This is a genomic window from Ornithinimicrobium sp. F0845 (genome assembly GCF_023015765.1).
Lineage (GTDB): Bacteria > Actinomycetota > Actinomycetes > Actinomycetales > Dermatophilaceae > Ornithinicoccus.
Map to the genome: position 1 here is coordinate 107,298 of NZ_JALKAL010000001.1, position 17,186 is coordinate 124,483.

13 protein-coding genes are annotated in these 17,186 nt (G+C 70.4%); 7 read left to right on the plus strand and 6 right to left on the minus strand.

Annotated features, from left to right (window positions below; all coding sequences use genetic code 11):
• Window positions 1-51: 51 nt before the first annotated feature.
• Together MWU75_RS00505 and MWU75_RS00510 are read left to right on the plus strand one after the other, a co-directional pair.
• On the plus strand, window positions 52-1,299 hold the full coding sequence (locus MWU75_RS00505; RefSeq protein ID WP_247087383.1) for an ATP-binding protein: 1,248 nt from the start codon (window positions 52-54) through the stop codon (window positions 1,297-1,299).
• On the plus strand, window positions 1,296-1,991 hold the full coding sequence (locus tag MWU75_RS00510) for a response regulator transcription factor (RefSeq protein ID WP_247087385.1): 696 nt from the start codon (window positions 1,296-1,298) through the stop codon (window positions 1,989-1,991). Before MWU75_RS00505 ends, MWU75_RS00510 begins: the two co-directional genes overlap by 4 nt.
• A gap of 215 nt (window positions 1,992-2,206) precedes the next feature.
• On the opposite strand, the gene MWU75_RS00515 is transcribed toward MWU75_RS00510, so the two are convergent.
• A complete protein-coding gene (locus tag MWU75_RS00515; protein ID WP_247087387.1) occupies window positions 2,207-3,424 on the minus strand; it encodes a YbfB/YjiJ family MFS transporter in 1,218 nt (405 codons plus the stop codon).
• 72 nt (window positions 3,425-3,496) lie between these two features.
• Between MWU75_RS00515 and MWU75_RS00520 the strand changes: the two genes are divergently transcribed.
• Window positions 3,497-4,603: a hypothetical protein gene (locus tag MWU75_RS00520; protein ID WP_247087389.1), complete on the plus strand. Its 1,107-nt coding sequence runs from the start codon at window positions 3,497-3,499 to the stop codon at window positions 4,601-4,603.
• Between the two features lie 132 nt (window positions 4,604-4,735).
• Here the strand turns inward: MWU75_RS00520 and MWU75_RS00525 are convergent, their stop codons facing one another.
• From MWU75_RS00525 to lpdA, 4 genes are all read right to left on the minus strand, one after another.
• Entirely contained in the window at window positions 4,736-6,760 is a 2,025-nt protein-coding gene (locus tag MWU75_RS00525; RefSeq protein ID WP_247087391.1) for a beta-propeller domain-containing protein, read from the minus strand.
• A gap of 121 nt (window positions 6,761-6,881) precedes the next feature.
• The gene (locus tag MWU75_RS00530) at window positions 6,882-8,627 is read right to left on the minus strand and encodes an NAD-dependent malic enzyme (RefSeq protein WP_247087393.1); all 1,746 of its coding nucleotides are present in this window, start codon (window positions 8,625-8,627) and stop codon (window positions 6,882-6,884) included.
• 106 nt (window positions 8,628-8,733) lie between these two features.
• A complete protein-coding gene (locus MWU75_RS00535; RefSeq protein ID WP_247087395.1) occupies window positions 8,734-10,149 on the minus strand; it encodes a DUF1254 domain-containing protein in 1,416 nt (471 codons plus the stop codon).
• An 88-nt stretch (window positions 10,150-10,237) separates the two neighbouring features.
• A complete protein-coding gene (gene lpdA, locus MWU75_RS00540; protein ID WP_247087397.1) occupies window positions 10,238-11,638 on the minus strand; it encodes a dihydrolipoyl dehydrogenase in 1,401 nt (466 codons plus the stop codon).
• A 140-nt stretch (window positions 11,639-11,778) separates the two neighbouring features.
• Between lpdA and MWU75_RS00545 the strand changes: the two genes are divergently transcribed.
• Both MWU75_RS00545 and MWU75_RS00550 read left to right on the plus strand, forming a co-directional pair.
• Window positions 11,779-12,246, plus strand: coding sequence for a Fur family transcriptional regulator (locus MWU75_RS00545; protein WP_247087399.1), 468 nt, complete (start codon window positions 11,779-11,781; stop codon window positions 12,244-12,246).
• Window positions 12,247-13,737: a catalase gene (locus MWU75_RS00550; RefSeq protein ID WP_247087401.1), complete on the plus strand. Its 1,491-nt coding sequence runs from the start codon at window positions 12,247-12,249 to the stop codon at window positions 13,735-13,737.
• 114 nt (window positions 13,738-13,851) lie between these two features.
• On the opposite strand, the gene MWU75_RS00555 is transcribed toward MWU75_RS00550, so the two are convergent.
• Window positions 13,852-14,412 carry a hypothetical protein gene (locus MWU75_RS00555; RefSeq protein ID WP_247087403.1) on the minus strand — a complete coding sequence of 187 codons (561 nt, stop codon included), beginning with the start codon at window positions 14,410-14,412 and terminating at the stop codon, window positions 13,852-13,854.
• A gap of 379 nt (window positions 14,413-14,791) precedes the next feature.
• On the opposite strand from MWU75_RS00555, the gene MWU75_RS00560 reads away from it, so the two are divergent.
• Entirely contained in the window at window positions 14,792-16,606 is a 1,815-nt protein-coding gene (locus tag MWU75_RS00560; RefSeq protein WP_247087405.1) for an acetolactate synthase large subunit, read from the plus strand.
• Between the two features lie 110 nt (window positions 16,607-16,716).
• Window positions 16,717-17,037, plus strand: coding sequence for an acetolactate synthase small subunit (gene ilvN / locus MWU75_RS00565; protein WP_247087407.1), 321 nt, complete (start codon window positions 16,717-16,719; stop codon window positions 17,035-17,037).
• Window positions 17,038-17,186: the final 149 nt, after the last annotated feature.

Consider the following 17,186-nt stretch of genomic DNA (forward strand, 5'->3'; position numbering starts at 1 on the left):
CGCACCCCGAGAACCGCGGATCCGAGGGCGGTGGTGCGAGAGTATGAGGTGGTGACCAGTCCGCACGCCGCCCCGGGACCGCAGGGTGTCGCTCCCCGTCGGGAGCGTCCGCCGCTGCGGCGGGCGAGCGAGGGCCGGGTCGTCGCGGGAGTATGCCGTGGGCTGGCCGACCACCTCGGCCTCCACCCGCTCGCGCTGCGGGCCGCGATCGTCGTGCTCACCCTGGTGGGCGGCACGGGTGCCCTGATCTACGCCTTCCTGTGGGCCACGGTGGAGCCGGACGAGGGCGAGGCCCAGATCCGGGCGGCCCGGACCCGCTGGGCCGACCCGGGGGTGCTCCTCGTGGTCGGTGGTGGGCTCGCGGTCCTGCTCGGCGTGGCCGCCCTGGTCCAGTCCTGGGGGCTCGACCTGCGGCTGGACATCACGCTGCCGGTGCTGCTGCTCACCGTCGGAGCGGTCTTCGTCTGGTCGCAGCTGGACGCGCCGCGGCGGGACCGGCTGCTGGCCCACCAGGGCATCGACCGGCGGCAGGCGCTGGGGCGCCTCGTCCTCGGGCTCGGGCTGGCGGTCGCCGGCCTCGTCGCGCTCGGGGTGCAGGGGGGCAACCTGGCTCAGCTGCGCGACGTGGGCGGGGCCGTCCTGCTGACCCTGGCCGGCGTGAGCCTGCTGGCCGCGCCGTACGTCGCGCGCCTGTGGCGGGACCTGCGCGAGGAGCAGGCCGGCCGCATCCGGGAGACCGAGCGGGCCGACATCGCCGCCCACCTTCACGACTCCGTCCTGCAGACGCTCGCGCTGATCCAGCGCAGGGCCGACGACCCGGTGCAGGTGGCGCGGCTGGCGCGTGCGCAGGAGCGGGAGCTGCGCAGCTGGCTCTACACCGGCCCGACCGGGCACGCGGCGACCCTGGCCGGTGCCGTCGCGGCCGTCGGGCACGAGGTCGAGGACCTGCACGGGGTGCCGATCGAGCTGGTCGTCACCGGCGACCGGCCGCTGGACGCCGACGGTCAGGCCCTGGTCAACGCGCTGCGCGAGGCTCTGGTCAACGCGGTGCGGCACGGGGAGCCGCCGGTGTCGGCCTACGTCGAGGTGGGCCGGGTCTCGGTGGAGGCCTTCGTCCGCGACCACGGCGCCGGCTTCGACCCCGATGACGTCCCGGCCGACCGGCTCGGCGTGCGCGAGTCGATCCTGGGCCGGATGCAACGCCACGGAGGGACGGCGCGCGTGCGCCGCCTCGAGAGCGGCACCGAGGTCAGCCTCGAGCTGCCGGTGCCCGTCGAACACCAAGGAGCAGAGTCATGACCGAACCTAGCGGCAGTATGCCGATCCGCCTGGTCCTCGTCGACGACCACCGGATGTTCCGGTCCGGGGTGCGGGCCGAGCTGGACGAGATCTCCGGCAACCGGCTGGAGATCGTGGGGGAGGCCGGCACCGTCGACCGGGCCGTCGAGGTGATCCGGGAGCAGCAGCCCGACGTGGTGCTCCTGGACGTGCACCTGCCCGGCGGGAACGGCCGTGGTGGGTCCGACGTGATCGCCGGGTCCGCCGGGGTGAGCACCCGGGCCGGGGGACCGGTGCGGTTCCTCGCGCTGTCGGTCTCCGACGCGGCCGAGGACGTGATCGCGGTGATCCGGGCCGGGGCCCGCGGCTATGTCACCAAGACGATCAGCGGCCCCGAGCTGGGCGGTGCGATCGTGCGGGTGGCCGACGGTGACGCGGTCTTCAGCCCCCGCCTGGCGGGCTTCGTGCTCGACGCGTTCGGCGCCGCGGCGGGCGAGATCGCCGAGGTCGACGAGGAGCTGGACCGGCTCAGCTCCCGCGAGCGCGAGGTGATGCGACTGATCGCCCGCGGCTATCAGTACAAGGAGGTGGCCAAGGAGCTGTTCATCTCGGTCAAGACCGTCGAGACGCACGTCTCCTCGGTGCTGCGCAAGCTGCAGCTCTCCTCCCGCCACGAGCTCACCGCCTGGGCCTCCGCCCGCCGCCTGCTCTGACCCGGATCCACGACCGGGACGCGCTGCGGTTGCGCGGGGCAGAAAAGGTCGTGCGGTCCTGGTCGCATGCGCCATGTTCTGCGCGACCACTTCTGCTCGTCGTTCTGGGGTGGCGCAGTCAGGTGCTTGGTGGGGGTGGGCTCTCGCAACGCGGCGTGCTCGGTGGGGGGAAATCGCGCAACACGGTGCGCTCGGTCCCGAGGGGAGGGGTGCCGTCAGGCCGGGCGCCGCTGCAGCAGCGCCGTGCCCGCGCCGACGACGAGGATCGCGCCGGAGAGCAGCAGGCCGGTGCCGAGGTCGGCGGTGACGTCCGAGACCCATCCGGTCAGCGTGGGACCGACGGTCTGGCCCAGGCCGAAGGCGACGGTCGCGAAGGCGATGCCGGCGGTCCACCACGGCTGCGGCAGGCTCTCGCGGACCGCGATGCTGACCGCCGTGACCACCGCCAGGAAGCTCCCGCCCACGACGGCACCCGACAGGTAGGCCGCCACGGCACCGTCGAGCACCACGGGCAGAATCGTGCCGACCGCCAGGGCCGTCATGACGACGGCCATCCCGCGCGCGCCACCGAGGCGTCCGAGCAGCGGACCCCACGCCAGGCCGGACACGGCGGCGGCGAGACCGACCACCGCCCAGAAGCCGGCGATCAGGGGACCGCTCATGCCCTGTTCGGTGAGGTACTGGCTGATGAAGGTCAGATACGCGATGTAGCCCAGGCCGAAGCAGGTGTAGGCGGCCACCGCCCACCCGATGCGGCGCCGGTCCCAGCGACTCGCGTGGTCCCCCGGCGGTGCGGGATCGGACACCCGCCGTGCGGCGAGGACCGCGGCCACGGTGGCGACGACCCCCACGGCTGCGAGCGTGAGCCACCCCTGCCGCCAGCCCGCGCCGTCGGTGACGTCCAGGACCCACGGCACCAACAGCCCGGCGGCGACGATCCCGGCACCGGCACCCCCGAAGTAGACGCCGAGCAGCACGGCGGCCCGACCGGGCGTGCCCCGGTGGCTGGCCTCGGCGACCAGCGCCGCGCCGAGGACGAAGGCCAGGGCCCCCGAGAGTCCGGCGACGAAGCGGATGGTGAGGAGCACGGCATACGTGCTGGTCACGGCGGTGAGCGCCAGGGCGACGGTGGTGACCGCGGTGCCCGCGACGAAGGCCCGTCGGGTGCCCCACGTCCTGGCGAGCGTGGTCGCGATCACCGCGCCGATCAGATAGCCGGCGGCGTTCGCGGTGTTGAGGGCGCCGGCCGCGGAGTAGGACCAGCCCAGGTCCTCGCTCATCGCCGGGAGCAGGAGGGCGTAGGCGAACCGGGCCAGGCCGAGCGCCACCAGCGGACCTGCGGCGAGCCCCACGGCGAGCAGCAGGCGACCGTTGCCGTCGTCGGTGACCAGGGGGAGGCGTGGCGTCGTGCCGTGCCCGCCCTCACCCGTCATGGGTGCAGTCCACCACACCGCACCCGGGCGGGTCGGCGGCCCCAGGGGCGGAGCGGTGCGAGGATCGTGGCTATGTCCCGCAGCGTGCTCGCTCTCGCCACCACCGCTGTGCTGCTTGCCGCCGCCGGGTGCTCGGTCGAGTCGGACAGCGAGGAGCCGACGGCGACGCACACGGGTGAGGCGTCCGCCGAGGCGCCGACCACCGAGGCAGGTCAGACCACCCCCGAGGACCGGGCGAGCACCGCCTCGCCGGAGGGCACCGCGGGAGCCGGCCTGTCGGCATACGGGATGGCCCTGCTGGCCACGCCGGTGGAGGCGACTCACCTGACCGTCACCGACTTCGACGCGGTCCGGGGGCGGCTCGGGGTGCCCGACCTGACCTCGGCGGACCTGATGACCGACCGGCTTGAGTTCTGGCGCGCGGCGGAGGGCTCGAGCGTGCTGCTCAGCGACGGGCTGCTGCGGCTGGAGAACAGTCGCTACGACCTGACCTACGGCTTCACGCAGGACGACGTCGACGCCGAGGTGCACTGGACCGGCCCGGACGGCGGCGGCTTCCTGCTGGCCCTGCGCCCCGGCCTGGACCTCGACCTCGTGCAGGCGGCGATCGACGACGACGCGCCCGGTCTGGCGGACGCGATCCTCGACCCGGCAACGGCCACGGTCGGCCAGGGCGTGGGCACCGACGCGGTGTGGGCGACCAGCAGCCACAGTGCCGCCGCCAGGGTCGGGGAGGTGCCGGCCGAGAGCCTGATCGTGCGCAACGGGTGCGTGCCCTTTGCGGACGCGCTGGGGGTGGACGCCACTGTCGAGGACCAGGAGGAGGTGCTGGACGCGCACGACGTGGAGTCGCTCCTCGACGTCGAGGCGGTGGCCATCGCGTTCACCGGCCACCAGGCCACGATCCGGCTGGCCTACCCGCACGGCACGGACCCGGCCGCGATCGAGGCCGACCTGGCGGCACGCCTGTCACTCGCGCAGGACTGGCCGATCACCGAGAGCATCGGCTTCCTGGACGGGTTTGCGGACGGGACGGTCGGCGGCGTCGACGTCGAGATCGGCGAGCTGGAGTTCACGGTGACGAACCCGACCGCCGCCGCGCTCCTGGCGCTCGCCGACCTGGTCCCGCTGGGCGTGTGCACCGACGTGGAGCCGCTGGCGGAGCCGACCGGGCTGTGAGGCGCCCGAGCCGGTGAGCGCCGGCCGCGTGCGCGTCAGTCGGTGCGCGCAACACGCCATCGGTGTGAGCACCATGACCTCACATCGACGGCGAGTCGCTCGCACCGATCCGCCCGATCGGGCCGGACCGGCTCAGGGCAGGTCCAGCACCCACTCGCCCTGCATCGTGTCGAGGTCGAACCGACCCATGCCCTGCCACTCGAGGGTCCACAGGTCGTCGCCGATCACGAGCGTGCGCACCGGGCCCTCGCCCCAGTAATCACCCTTCGGACTCACCTCGACCGTGCCCTGCTCGGTCAGCCGGTCCTCGCCGACGCCCAGCACGACCACGCCGGCAAACGGCTTCTCGTCATCGGAGTACCACCTGGACATCGGCACGAACGCCTGGCCCGTGGCCGGCCAGTAGGTGAACGCCCGGTGGTCCCACTCGACCGTCGTGTAGCTGTCCTTCCAGTTCAGCACCTCGGTCTGCCGGGGCGCGGTGAGGTCGCTGATGTCGAAGAGCGAGACCTGCATGCCGTTGGTCTGCCCGGTCTCGGGGTCCGCGTCCTGGCCGACACCGATCAGCGTGTCTTCCCCGACCGGGTGCAAGTATGCCGAGTAGCCGGGGATCTTCAACTCACCTGTCACCTGGGGTGCGGTGGGGTCGCTGGTGTCCATCAGGTAGAGCGGGTCCGTCTGCCGGAAGGTCACGACGGCGGCCAGGTCCGGGCTCAGGTAACGGACGGCGCGGACCTGCTCGGTGAGGCCCAGGCCGTCGACCCGGCCGGTCTCGACCAGCTGGTCACCGTCCTCGCGCATCATGATCAGCGAGGACTCCGACTCCTCCGAGATCCCTGGCGGGTCGGTGGTCGTGGCGACGCGGAGGACACCGGCCTCCTCGTCCAGGGCCCACTGGCTCAGCAGGTAGCCGTCGACGGAGCCGGAGGCCTGGTAGGTCGTGCCGTCCGGGTCGCTGATGTCGAAGGAGTGCAGGTCGGTGCGCATCTCGGCATCCCCGCTCCACAGCGCGTCGTTGCCCGACCAGCGCCAGGAGTCCCACCGGCTGGTGGCCACGACCAGGCGGTCGGTCGAGGCATAGACGGTGCTCCCGCTGGCGACCAGCCCGGTGGCGGAGGTGGGCTCGGGTGACTCGGAGCCGACGTCGAAGGTCAGGACGGCCATCGTCGACAGACCCGCCGGGTCACGCGGGCGGGAGATGTCGTCGCAGTCCAGCAGTCGCTCGGTGGAGAGGGTGTCACCGTCGGCGTCGAGCTGCTGGACGTGCGGCACCCAGTCGTCGATGGTGGAGTCCAGAATGAGCTGCCGGTTGCGCTCCTCGGCCTCGTCCTCGGCGGCCATGGTGTTCTTGGTCGGATACGTTTGCTGCAGGCCGGGCGGGTCGGTCTGCATGACGAGCCGGACCGTCTCCCCGATCATCCGGGCCGACACGTAGGAGCCCTCGACCCGGACCGACCCGAGCGTCCGGGGAGCCGCGGGGTTACTCAGGTCCACCGTGGTCACCAGCGTGCGGGAGGCACCGAACGCGGGGTAGGTGTTGTCGGAGCTGTCCGTCACGGCGTGGTAGTTCTCCTCGTAGGACAGGACCACCAGGGTGCTGCCGTTGAGGAGCAGTTCGTGGGGATACACGCTGTCGGTGCGCCCCGGCATACTGATCGTGCTGACGACCCGCTCGGAGGCGACGTCGACGACCCGCACCTTGCCGTTGATGGTGGTCACGATGATGCGGCCGTCCGTCTTGACCATGTCGGCCTCGTCGACACCCGCCTCCTGGACGTTGGTCGTGGAGTGCGCGGGCGCCTCGCCGCCGCTCCCGCTGCTGGCGACCCCCGCGCTGTCCGCAGCCGCCTCCTCACCGTCGCCGGCCATGGCGTAGCCGTAGCCACCGCCCAGTCCCCACGGCCCCACGAGCTCCAGGGCGTTGGCCCGGTAGTAGGTGAGCAGGTCGTCGCAGCCCGCGAACCGCTCGATGAGCGAGGCGGGAAGGGCCGCGACGGCGGCCCTGGCGGCATCGACGTCCAGCTCGTCGCCGGCGCCGGAGGGCGGTGTCCCCTGGGAGCCGGAGCGCGGCGGGTCCGTGCCGGGCGGCTGCGCGCACGCGGCGAGCCCGGCGATCAGCGAGATGGTGAGTAGTGCGGGGAGGGTTGAACGACGCATGGTGCGCCTCCGGGAGGAGTAGGGCTGACGACGCTGTCGGCAGATGTGACGCAGCCCACGCGCCCTCGGTTCCGGCTCTGGCGACTTCCGTCAGGCTGGTCGCTGCGGCGACCGCGGCGGACTACGGGTCGGTGGTGCGCGCCGAGGGCTCGACGATCTCGGTGACCACCTCGACCTGTGGGTAGACGGGCTGCCACATCAGGTCCTGGATGTCCTGGATCGGGGTCGCGAGCGTGATCGTGGCCAGCCCCTCCTGCTCCGCAGCCTCCACGACCCGCACCGCGACGGCCGCAGACACGGCCCGCAGCTGCCGCATCGAGGGCAGGATCGGGGCGCCGAGCCGCTTGGCCGAGGTCATCTCGGCGACCGCCCGCGAGGCAGCGGCGATCATCCGGTCCGACACCTTCGTCGCCCGGCAGGCCACCACGCCGAGCCCGATGCCGGGGAAGACCAGGGCATTGTTCGCCTGCGCGATCTCATAGGTCGTCCCGCCGTGCTCGACGGAGCCGAAGGGCGAGCCGGTGGCGATCAGCGCCTTGCCGTCGGTCCACGCGAGCAGGTCCGCCGGTACCGCCTCGGCCTTCGGGGTCGGGTTGGACAGCGGCATGATGATCGGCCGCTCGCAGCCCGTGGCCATGTCGCGCACGATCTCCTCGGTGAACGACCCCGCCTGGGCCGAGGTGCCGATGAGGATGGTCGGTCTCACGTTGCGGACGACATCGGCCAGGTCGTAGCGACCGGTCTCGGCAGTGACCCAGGAGGCGAGCTCCTCCGAGGGCCGGGCATACCGCTCCTGGAACGGACGCATCGGCCCGGCCGTGTGCAGCAGGCCGCGACTGCCCAGACCCCAGAACAACCGGGCCGCCTCATCCTCCGGCAGCCCCTCCTGCACCATCACGTCGCGCATCAGGTCGGCGATGCCGATGCCGGCCGTGCCCGCGCCGTGGATGACGACGCGCTGGTCGCTCAGCTGCTCGCCCTTGGCCCGCACCGCCGCGATCGCCGCGGCGGCCACCACCGCGGCCGTGCCCTGGATGTCGTCGTTGAAGGAGACCTGCTCGTCGCGATAGGTGTCCAGGATCCGGTGGGCGTTGTTGGCGCCGAAGTCCTCCCAGTGCAGCAGTGCCCTGGGGAAGTGCCGTTTGACCGCCGCGACGAAGGTCGCGATGAACTCCTCGTAGCGCTCGCCGCGGACCCGGGCGTGACGGGCGCCCAGATAGGCGGGGTCGTTGAGCAGCGCCGGGTTGTCCGTACCGACGTCGAGCACGATCGGGACGCCGCGCAGGGGGTGGATCCCCGCCGCCGTGGTGTAGACCGCGAGCTTGCCGACGGCGATCCGGATGCCGCCGACCCCCTGGTCGCCGATGCCGAGGATCCCCTCGGAGTCGGTTACGACGAGCAGGTCGACGTCGTCCGGCCCCTGTCCGTGCGCCGCCAGCGCCTCGTCGATGTCCTGGGGGTTGTCGATCGCGAGGTAGATGCCGCGTGCCCGGTCGAAGGTCGAGCTGAACTCCTCGATGGCCTCCCCGACCGTCGGGGTGTAGATGATCGGCAGCATCTCGTCCAGGTGCTCGGCCACCAGCCGGTAGTAGAGGATCTCGTTGAGGTCCTGCAACTGGTTGAGATAGACGTACTTGCTCAACGCGTCGGGCTTGTTCGCGAACTGCCGGTAGACGCGCTTGAGCTGCTCGTTCATCGAGTTGACCGCGGGCGGGAGCAGCCCCTGCAACCCGAGGGCGCGACGCTGCTCGAGGGTGTAGGCCGGGCCGAAGTTCAGCATCGGGCGGGCCAGCACCTGGCGCCCACGCACGGCGATCTGGACGGTCTCGACGCCGTCGACGGTGCGGAACTGATACTGGCGCGCCATGACGGGACAGTAGTCCATGGTCAGACGGTGCCCACGCCCTCCCCCGACGAGCGACGGACCGGCAGTATGCCGTCACGCGCCTGTCGTTAGCCCTCCTGGCGGACGATCAGCTCACCTTCACCAGGTCGTCGGGTCGCCAGGTCTGGTCGTAGAAGGCGTGCTCGGTGCCGTAGACGCGCAGAGCGACGAGGAAGTGGCGCTCGGGCACGGTTTTGATGAAGGCGGCGTCGACCACGCCCTCCGGCTGCGCCGGCCCGAACCAGAGGTCGAGGGAGCCATCCTGGTTGGCAGGGATGTCGTAGTAGCCGTTCGTGGACGGGAGGAGCTGGTCGGTCTCGGGCATGGTGCCGTCGGTGATGTTGTAGACGGTCGCTGCCCAGAACAGGCTGGCGGGGATGTCCGGGGGTAGGTGCAGCCGATAGGTGTGGCTCCCGTGAAGATACTCGCCGTCGGCGTCGTGGTAGGTGAAGGGGTACTTCGAGCCGGCGCCGGTCGAGTGGATGTTCATGGCCGGGGCGGATGAGTATGCGTACTGGAAGAACCGGGCACGGGTGTTGATGTCCAGGTAGCTCTCCTGCATCCACTCGGCCGTGCCGCCGGCCCAGGCCACCTGCCACCGGCGGTCGGCGTAGTAGAGGTTCCGCTCGTCGTCGCGTCCGAGCTGGGCGAGCGCCAGGATCATCCTCGGGGCGTCCGTGACGGCGCGTTCGAGCTGGGTGCGTTGCCAGTCGCTCGGCCTGAACGGCTCACCCTTGATGATGCCGATCGACGCGAGCACCCCGCGCAGCTCGGGGTCGATCGCGGACACGGGCTCGTAGTCGACGAACTCCTGGAGTTTCGTCCAGTACTCGAAGTCGGTCGGGTACATCATGTTCAGGCGCTGCCCGCTGGCGTTCGGGAACTGCATCGCCGGGACGTCCTTCTCCGGCGTCCACAACGGGAACACCCGCGTCTGTTCAGCGACGGCGACGCCGGCTGCCGGGTCCGGGACGCCGTCACCCTTGCCCATGATCGTGCGGAAGAAGAGGAAGACGTTGTACGTCGAGGAGGTGAAGGTGAAGTAGCCGCCCGGTACGTGCCCGTCGTAGCCGGGGGGCAGCAGCAGGTAGAGACCGCCGCGGGCCCGGTCGGGTCCGATGGCGCCGACGTCGGTCAGCGTGCGCTGGAAGAAGTCGGTGAACATGCCGATCACGTTCGGCGGCGCATTCACGACCAGCGGCCCAGTCTCCTTCAGGTCGAGGTAGCTCATCGAGTAGATGACGTCTGCATTCGGTGTCGGCACCCACGTACGGCTGTCCATCCGGTCCTTCCAGATCGGGAGCACGTGGTAGCCCCGGCCGAAGGCCTTCTCGGACCCGTCGCGCATGCCGATGACGTTGAGCGCCGGCTGCATGGTCATGTAGGCGTGCACGGCGCGCTGGTAGAACAGCGTGGCCCGCAGCGACTCCGCTTCCTCCCTGGGGAGCCAGTTGCCGTCGTTGATCTGTCGCACCAGCGGCGAGGTCTGCGGTTCGTCCACCATGCCGACAATCTAACGACCGACCGAGCCGGTGGACCTCACCTGCGACGGGTGAGGTTTGGTCGCTACACGCGCTCGGTCGAGTGGGGAGTCAGAGGTTGATCATGTGGCCCGCGACGCCGTGCAGGGCCTCCTTGACCGCCTCGCCCAGCGTCGGGTGCGCGAAGATCACGCGGGAGAGCTCGTCGGCGGTGAGGTCCCAGGTCTGTGCGGCGTTGAGCACGGGCAGCAGCTCGGTGGCGTCCGGGCCGATGATGTGGGCGCCGATGATCTCGTTGTGCTCGGCGTCGGCCACGATCTTGGCGAAGCCGACCGCGTCGCCCAGGCCCATCGCCTTGCCGTTGGCGGTGAAGGGGAACTTGGCGACCTTCACGTCGTAGCCCTTCTCCTTGGCCTGCTCCTCGGAGTAGCCCATGGACGCGATCTGCGGGTGGCAGTAGGTCGCGCGCGGGATGAAGTCGAAGTCGATCTCCTGCGTCTCGGCGTCCGCGATGGTCTCGGCGGCGACGATGCCCATCGCCTCGGCGGTGTGCGCCAGCATCAGCTTGCCGGTGACGTCACCGATCGCGTAGACCCCGTCGACGTTGGTGCGGCCGCGGCCGTCCACGGCGATGGCCCCGCGCTCGGTGGTCTCCACGCCGATCGCCTCCAGGCCGTAGCCCTCCAGCCGCGGCGCGAAGCCGATCGCGGACAGCAGCCGGTCGGCCTCCAGCACCTGGGAGTCGCCACCCGCGGCGGGGGAGACGGTCACCCTGACCCCGCTGCCGGTGTCCTCGACGGACTCGACCTTGGTGCCGAGCATGACCTTGACGCCGAGCTTCTTGTAGTGCTTGAGCAGCTCCTTGGACACCTCGGCGTCCTCGGTCGGCACCATCCGGTCCAGGAACTCCACGATCGTCACGTCCACCCCGAAGTTGGCCATGACGTAGGCGAACTCCACGCCGATCGCGCCGGAGCCGGCGATGATGATCGACCCGGGGAGGTCCTCGTCGAGGATCTGCTCCTCGTAGGTGACCACGTTGTCGCTGACCTGCACGCCCGGGATCATCCGGGTGGTCGCGCCCGTGGCCAGGATCAGGCTGTCGAAGGTCAGCTCCTGGGTGCCGCCGTCGTTGAGCTCGACACTCATCGACGTGGCCGAGGTCAGCGTGCCCCACCCGTCGACCTCGGTGATCTTGTTCTTCTTCATCAGGAAGTGGACGCCCTTGACGATGCCCGCTGACACCTGGCGGCTGCGCTGGTGGGCCGGGCCGTAGGACATCGTCGCATCGCCCTCGATGCCGTACTTGTCCTTCTCGTGATTGAGCGTGTGCGCCAGCTCGGCGTTCTTGAGCAGCGCCTTGGAGGGGATGCAGCCGACGTTGAGGCAGACACCGCCCCAGTACCGCTTCTCCACGACGGCGACCTTCTTGCCCAGCTGGGACGCGCGGATCGCCGCGACATACCCTCCAGGACCCGCACCGAGGACAACGACGTCAAAGTGATCGGCCATGCGGACAGTATGCCGTGAGCCGGGTGACCCGGCAGCCGCGGCCCGGGTGCAGGCCCCCAGCCAGAACGCGACCTCTTTTGGACACTGTCCAGAAGATTGCTAAACTGGACATAATCCAAAAGAGGCGGAGGTGAGCCAGGGTGAGTCACGACATACTCGATCCTGCGCAGGAGCTGCGGCGGGTGGGGCTGCGCGTCACCCGGCCCCGGTTGGCCGTCCTGGGGGTCCTCGCGGGCGCGCCGCACAGCAGTGCCGACACCGTGCACGTTCGGGTGCAGGAGCACGTGGGGCCGGTGTCCCGGCAGGCCGTCTACGACGTGCTGCACGTGCTGACCGACGCCGGCCTCGTGCGGCGGATGCTGGTCGGCAACGCCTCGCGCTACGAGCTGGACACCCACGACAACCACCACCACCTGCTGTGCCGCGGCTGCGGCGCCCTCACCGACGTGCCCTGTGCCGTCGGGGCCGCGCCCTGCCTGCTGCCCAGCCACGATCACGGGTTCGAGGTGGAGGTCGCCGACGTCCTCTACTCCGGGCTCTGTCCGACCTGCCGCGCTGCGGGGGACCGCGGGGCGGACGCGACCACACCAACAACCCACGGAGGATGAATGTCTGAGTTTTCAGCCGGCACCCACGAGAACGGCGCGCCGCGCCCGTCCGACGCGCACTCGCTGAGCGTCGGGAGCAACGGTCCGCTGCTGCTGCACGATGTGGCGCTGGTCGAGAAGCTCGCCCGGTTCGACCGCGAGCGCATCCCGGAGCGCAGTCCCCACGCCAAGGGGTCCGGTGCCTTCGGCGAGTTCGAGGTGACCGAGGACGTCAGCAGGTTCACCAAGGCCGCGTTCCTGCAGCAGGGTGCCAAGACCCCGATGATGGCGCGCTTCTCCACCGTCGCGGGGGAGCTCGGGTCCCCGGACACCTGGCGTGACGTGCGTGGTTTCGCGCTGAAGTTCTACACCGAGCAGGGCAACTTCGACATGGTCGGCAACAACACGCCGGTCTTCTTCGTCCGCGACCCGATGAAGTTCCCCGACTTCATCCACTCCCAGAAGCGCACGCCGGACTCGGGGCTGCGCAGCGGCAACATGCAGTGGGACTTCTGGACCCTGGTGCCGGAGTCGGCCCACCAGGTCTCCTACGTGATGGGCCCCCGCGGTCTGCCGCGCAGCTGGCGCGAGATGAACGGCTACTCCTCGCACACCTACATGTGGGTCAACGAGGCCGGCGAGAAGTTCTGGGTTGTCTACCACTGGCTGTCCGAGCAGGGCGTGCACAACATGACCAACGAGGAGGCCGCCGAGCTCGCGGGCAGCGACAGCGACTACCACCGTCGCGACCTCTTCGAGGCCATCGAGCGGGGCGACTTCCCGAGCTGGCGCCTCGAGGTCCAGGTCATGCCCTACGACGAGGCCAAGGACTACCGCTTTAACCCCTTCGACCTGACCAAGACCTGGTCCAAGAAGGACTACCCGCGGATCCCGGTCGGCCGGTTCACCCTCTACGAGAACCCGACCAACCACTTCGCGGAGATCGAGCAGGCCGCCTTCAGCCCGTCCAACACGGTGCCCGGCACCGGCGTCTCGCCGGACAAGATGCTGCTGGCCCGGGTCTTCTCCTACCCGGACGCGCAGCGCAACCGGCTGGGCACCAACTTCAACCAGCTGCCGGTGAACGCGCCGAAGAGCAAGACCAACTCCTATGACAAGGAGGGCGCGATGCAGTTCCACCACAGCGGCGCCGCGCCGGTCTACTCCCCCAACTCCTACGGTCGTCCCTACGCCAACGAGCAGGGCACCTCGGAGACCGGCTGGGAGGCCGACGGCGAGATGGTGCGCGCGGCCTACACGCTGCACGCCGAGGACGACGACTTCGGCCAGGCCCACACCCTGGTGCGCGAGGTCTACACCGAGGAGGAGCGCCAGGAGCTCGTCAAGACGGTCGTGGGCTCGCTCGCGGACGTCGAGGAGCCGGTGCTGAGCCGGGTCTTCTGGTACTGGACCCAGATCGACCAGGAGGTCGGCGCCAACATCGAGGCCGCCTACCGCGCAGGGGCTGGGGAGACGGTGCCCGGCAACGCCTCGGTCGACATCCACGCGTGATGCGCTGAGCGTCACCGCCCGACAGGGCGGCCTGTGGAGGGGTCGGTATGCCGACACCTCCGCAGGCCCTTCGTCATCACCTGCTCGCGGGTCCGGTCGGGGTCCGCTGGTGGCTCAGCCGGCCTGGGCCAGCAGCTCCCGGATGCTGACCAGCTCGGCGGCGTCGACGAAGGCGCGCAGGGTCTGGTCGTCGAACGTCGCCGGATGGCCGACGAGCACCACCAGCGTGGCGGCGTGCACCTGTCCCTCCGCGTGCAGGATCGTGCTGGGCCCGTTCGCCACCGCGGAGAGGCTCGACCCGGACACCTCGCACCGGTCCCCGAGTGCTGGCTCGACACGGGTGAGCACCTCGCAGGGGTCCTGGCCGGTCCCCACCCGGAGGTTGAGCAGGCGGAACTGGCTCACCGGCTCGCCGTCGGCATACCGGTAGGTCGTGACCAGTCCCCGGTTGTTCTCCAGGGCCGAGACCTCGTCGATCTCGAAGGTGAGGGGCGGCAGACCCACCGCGAGCAGACCGGTCTTGGTCAGCTCGGCCAGCCGGTTCTCCTGCTGCTGGCGCTGCCACAGGAAGACGCCGAGCGCCACGCACACCAGCACGAAGAGCGCGATGATCGTCGCGATGACGAGGCGTCCCCGGCGCTGGACGCGCTGCAGGTCCTGGTCCGTCCCGGTCATCTCTTTCCCCCGGTCATCGCGCTCCTCCGAGGTCCCGTGCACGGTGCTTCCCGAGACCAACCTGCCCCCAGTATGTCGTGAGGTCGCAGATCTCACCCCGCGCCTCGGCATACTGCCGCAACGAACGGGCCGGGACCCACCCGCAGGCCAGCCTCATGAGCCCTAGTTGCACCACGCGCCGGCGATGTGACCCGGCTCACAGCGAAAGCCTCTTGACAGGAAGGGGGGCGGAGGGGGCATGGTTAGCCCCATGCATCTCAGCATCGTACTTATTACCTCAGGGCGCGTCACGCGGTAGCCATACCGAGACGCGTCCTACCTCCGTTGCCCATCGGGCCGGAGGTTTTTTTATACCCCGAAACGATCCGAGAGAGTTGATATGACCGCCCAGCCCGCCAGCGCAGCGCCCACCCAGTCGGCGCAGCCGAGCACGACGACCGGTGCCGAGGCACTCGTGGACGCCCTGCTGCGCGTAGGGGCTGAGCACATCTTCGGCCTCCCGGGCGGCGCGGTCCTGCCGCTCTACGACACGCTCTACCAGCGACCCGAGCTGCGGCACATCCTGGTGCGTCACGAGCAGGGTGCCGGGCACGCCGCCCAGGGTTATGCGGCGGCCACGGGCAAGGTCGGGGTGTGCCTGGCCACCAGCGGACCGGGTGCGACGAACCTGGTCACGCCGCTGGCCGACGCCAACATGGACTCCGTCCCGATGGTCGCGATCACCGGCAACGTGCCCAGCAGCGCGATCGGCTCGGACGCCTTCCAGGAGGCCGACATCCGCTCGATCACCATGCCGGTGACCAAGCACAGCTTCCTGGTGACCGACCCGGACCAGATCGGCCCGACCGTCGCCAGCGCGTTCCGGCTGGCCTCGAGCGGTCGCCCGGGGCCGGTCCTGGTCGACGTCAGCAAGGACGCGCTGATGGCGCAGACCAAGCGGATCACCGACGGTGACCTGGCGATGCCGGGCTACCGCCCCGTCACCGAGCCGGGGCAGGCCGAGGTCAGCGACGCCGTCAGCCTGATGCTGTCCTCCCGCCGCCCGGTGCTCTACGTCGGTGGTGGCACCATCCGCGCCGGCGCGCACCGCGAGCTGATGGCGCTGGCCGAGCTGACCGGGCTGCCGGTGGTCACCACGCTGATGGCGCGCGGCGCCTTCCCCGACAGCCACCCGCAGCACCTGGGTATGCCGGGGATGCACGGCACGGTCGCTGCGGTCGGCGCGCTGCAGAAGTCCGACCTGATCATCGCCCTGGGCGCCCGGTTCGACGACCGGGTCACCGGCGTGCGCGAGTCGTTCGCCCCGCACGCCGCAGTCATCCACGCGGACATCGACCCCGCCGAGATCGGCAAGGTCCGCGATGTCGAGGTCGCCCTCGTCGGTGACTGCCGGCCCACCATCGCGGCCCTGGCCGCGGAGTTCCGCGCCCGGGTCGAGGGTGGCGACGTCCCCGACTATGCCGAGTGGGTCGCTTTCTGCCAGGGCGTCAAGGGCCGCTACCCGTTGTCGTATGACGAGGCGCCCGGTGGGCAGGTCGCCCCCCAGCAGGTGATCCAGCGGCTGGGCGCCCTGGCCGGGCCGGACGCGGTGTTCACCTCGGGCGTCGGGCAGCACCAGATGTGGGCGGCGCACTACCTCGGCTTCGAGCAGCCCCGCACCTGGATCAACTCCGGTGGCCTCGGCACCATGGGGTATGCGGTGCCGGCCGCGATGGGCGCCAAGGTCGGCCGGCCGGACGCGACCGTGTGGGCGGTCGACGGCGACGGGTGCTTCCAGATGACCAACCAGGAGCTGGCGACCTGCTCGGTGGAGGGCATCCCGATCAAGGTGGCGATCATCAACAACGGTGCGCTGGGCATGGTCCGCCAGTGGCAGACCCTCTTCTACAACGAGCGCTACAGCCACACAGGCCTGCGCGGCACCCCCGGCCACCCCGGCAGCCGCACCCCGGTCCAGGTCCCCGACTTCGTGATGCTGGCCCGGAGCTACGGGTGCGAGGCCCTGCGCTGCGAGGACCCGGCGGACATCGACCGCACGATCGAGGCCGCGATGGCCATCGACGACGTCCCCGTGGTCGTGGACTTCCGCGTCCACCAGGACGCGATGGTCTGGCCGATGGTCGCCTCCGGCACCAGCAACGACGACATCAAGTACGCCCGCGATCTCGCGCCGCAGTTCGAGGAGGACGACTGATGCCTTCCTGCTACGGCCGGCACCGCCTCCTGATTATTCGAGTCCGGGTAGGGGCCGGGCATACCAGCTGACATGCACCACACACCACATCAACCACTTTGGAGCACATCATGAGCCGTCACGCACTGTCCGTCCTGGTCGAGAACAATCCGGGCGTCCTGGCCCGGGTCTCGGTCCTGTTCGCCCGCCGCAGCTTCAACATCGACCACTTGGTGGTCGGCCCGACCGAGGACCCGAAGGTCTCCCGGATGACCATCGTCCTCAACGTCGGTGACGAGCAGCTGCACAAGGTCACCAACCAGCTGGACAAGCTGATCGAGGTCATCCACATCGAGGAGCTGTCCGACCCCTCGGCGATCCGCGACCAGCTGTGGGCGATCAACGACAACGGCCCCCGCCCGGTCGGCGCGATGGCTGCGGCCTGGGGCTGATCCCCCCCCAAAAAATATAGGGGTTTCGTCGGTCGATCCCGGAAAAATAGGGAGGTTTTGCAGGTCCTGCCTCCGCGGTTTCCGGGATCTCCGACGCGCCAGGTCCACCGCCCGAGCTGGGCAGTGCACCCGCCGACCCACAGAAACCC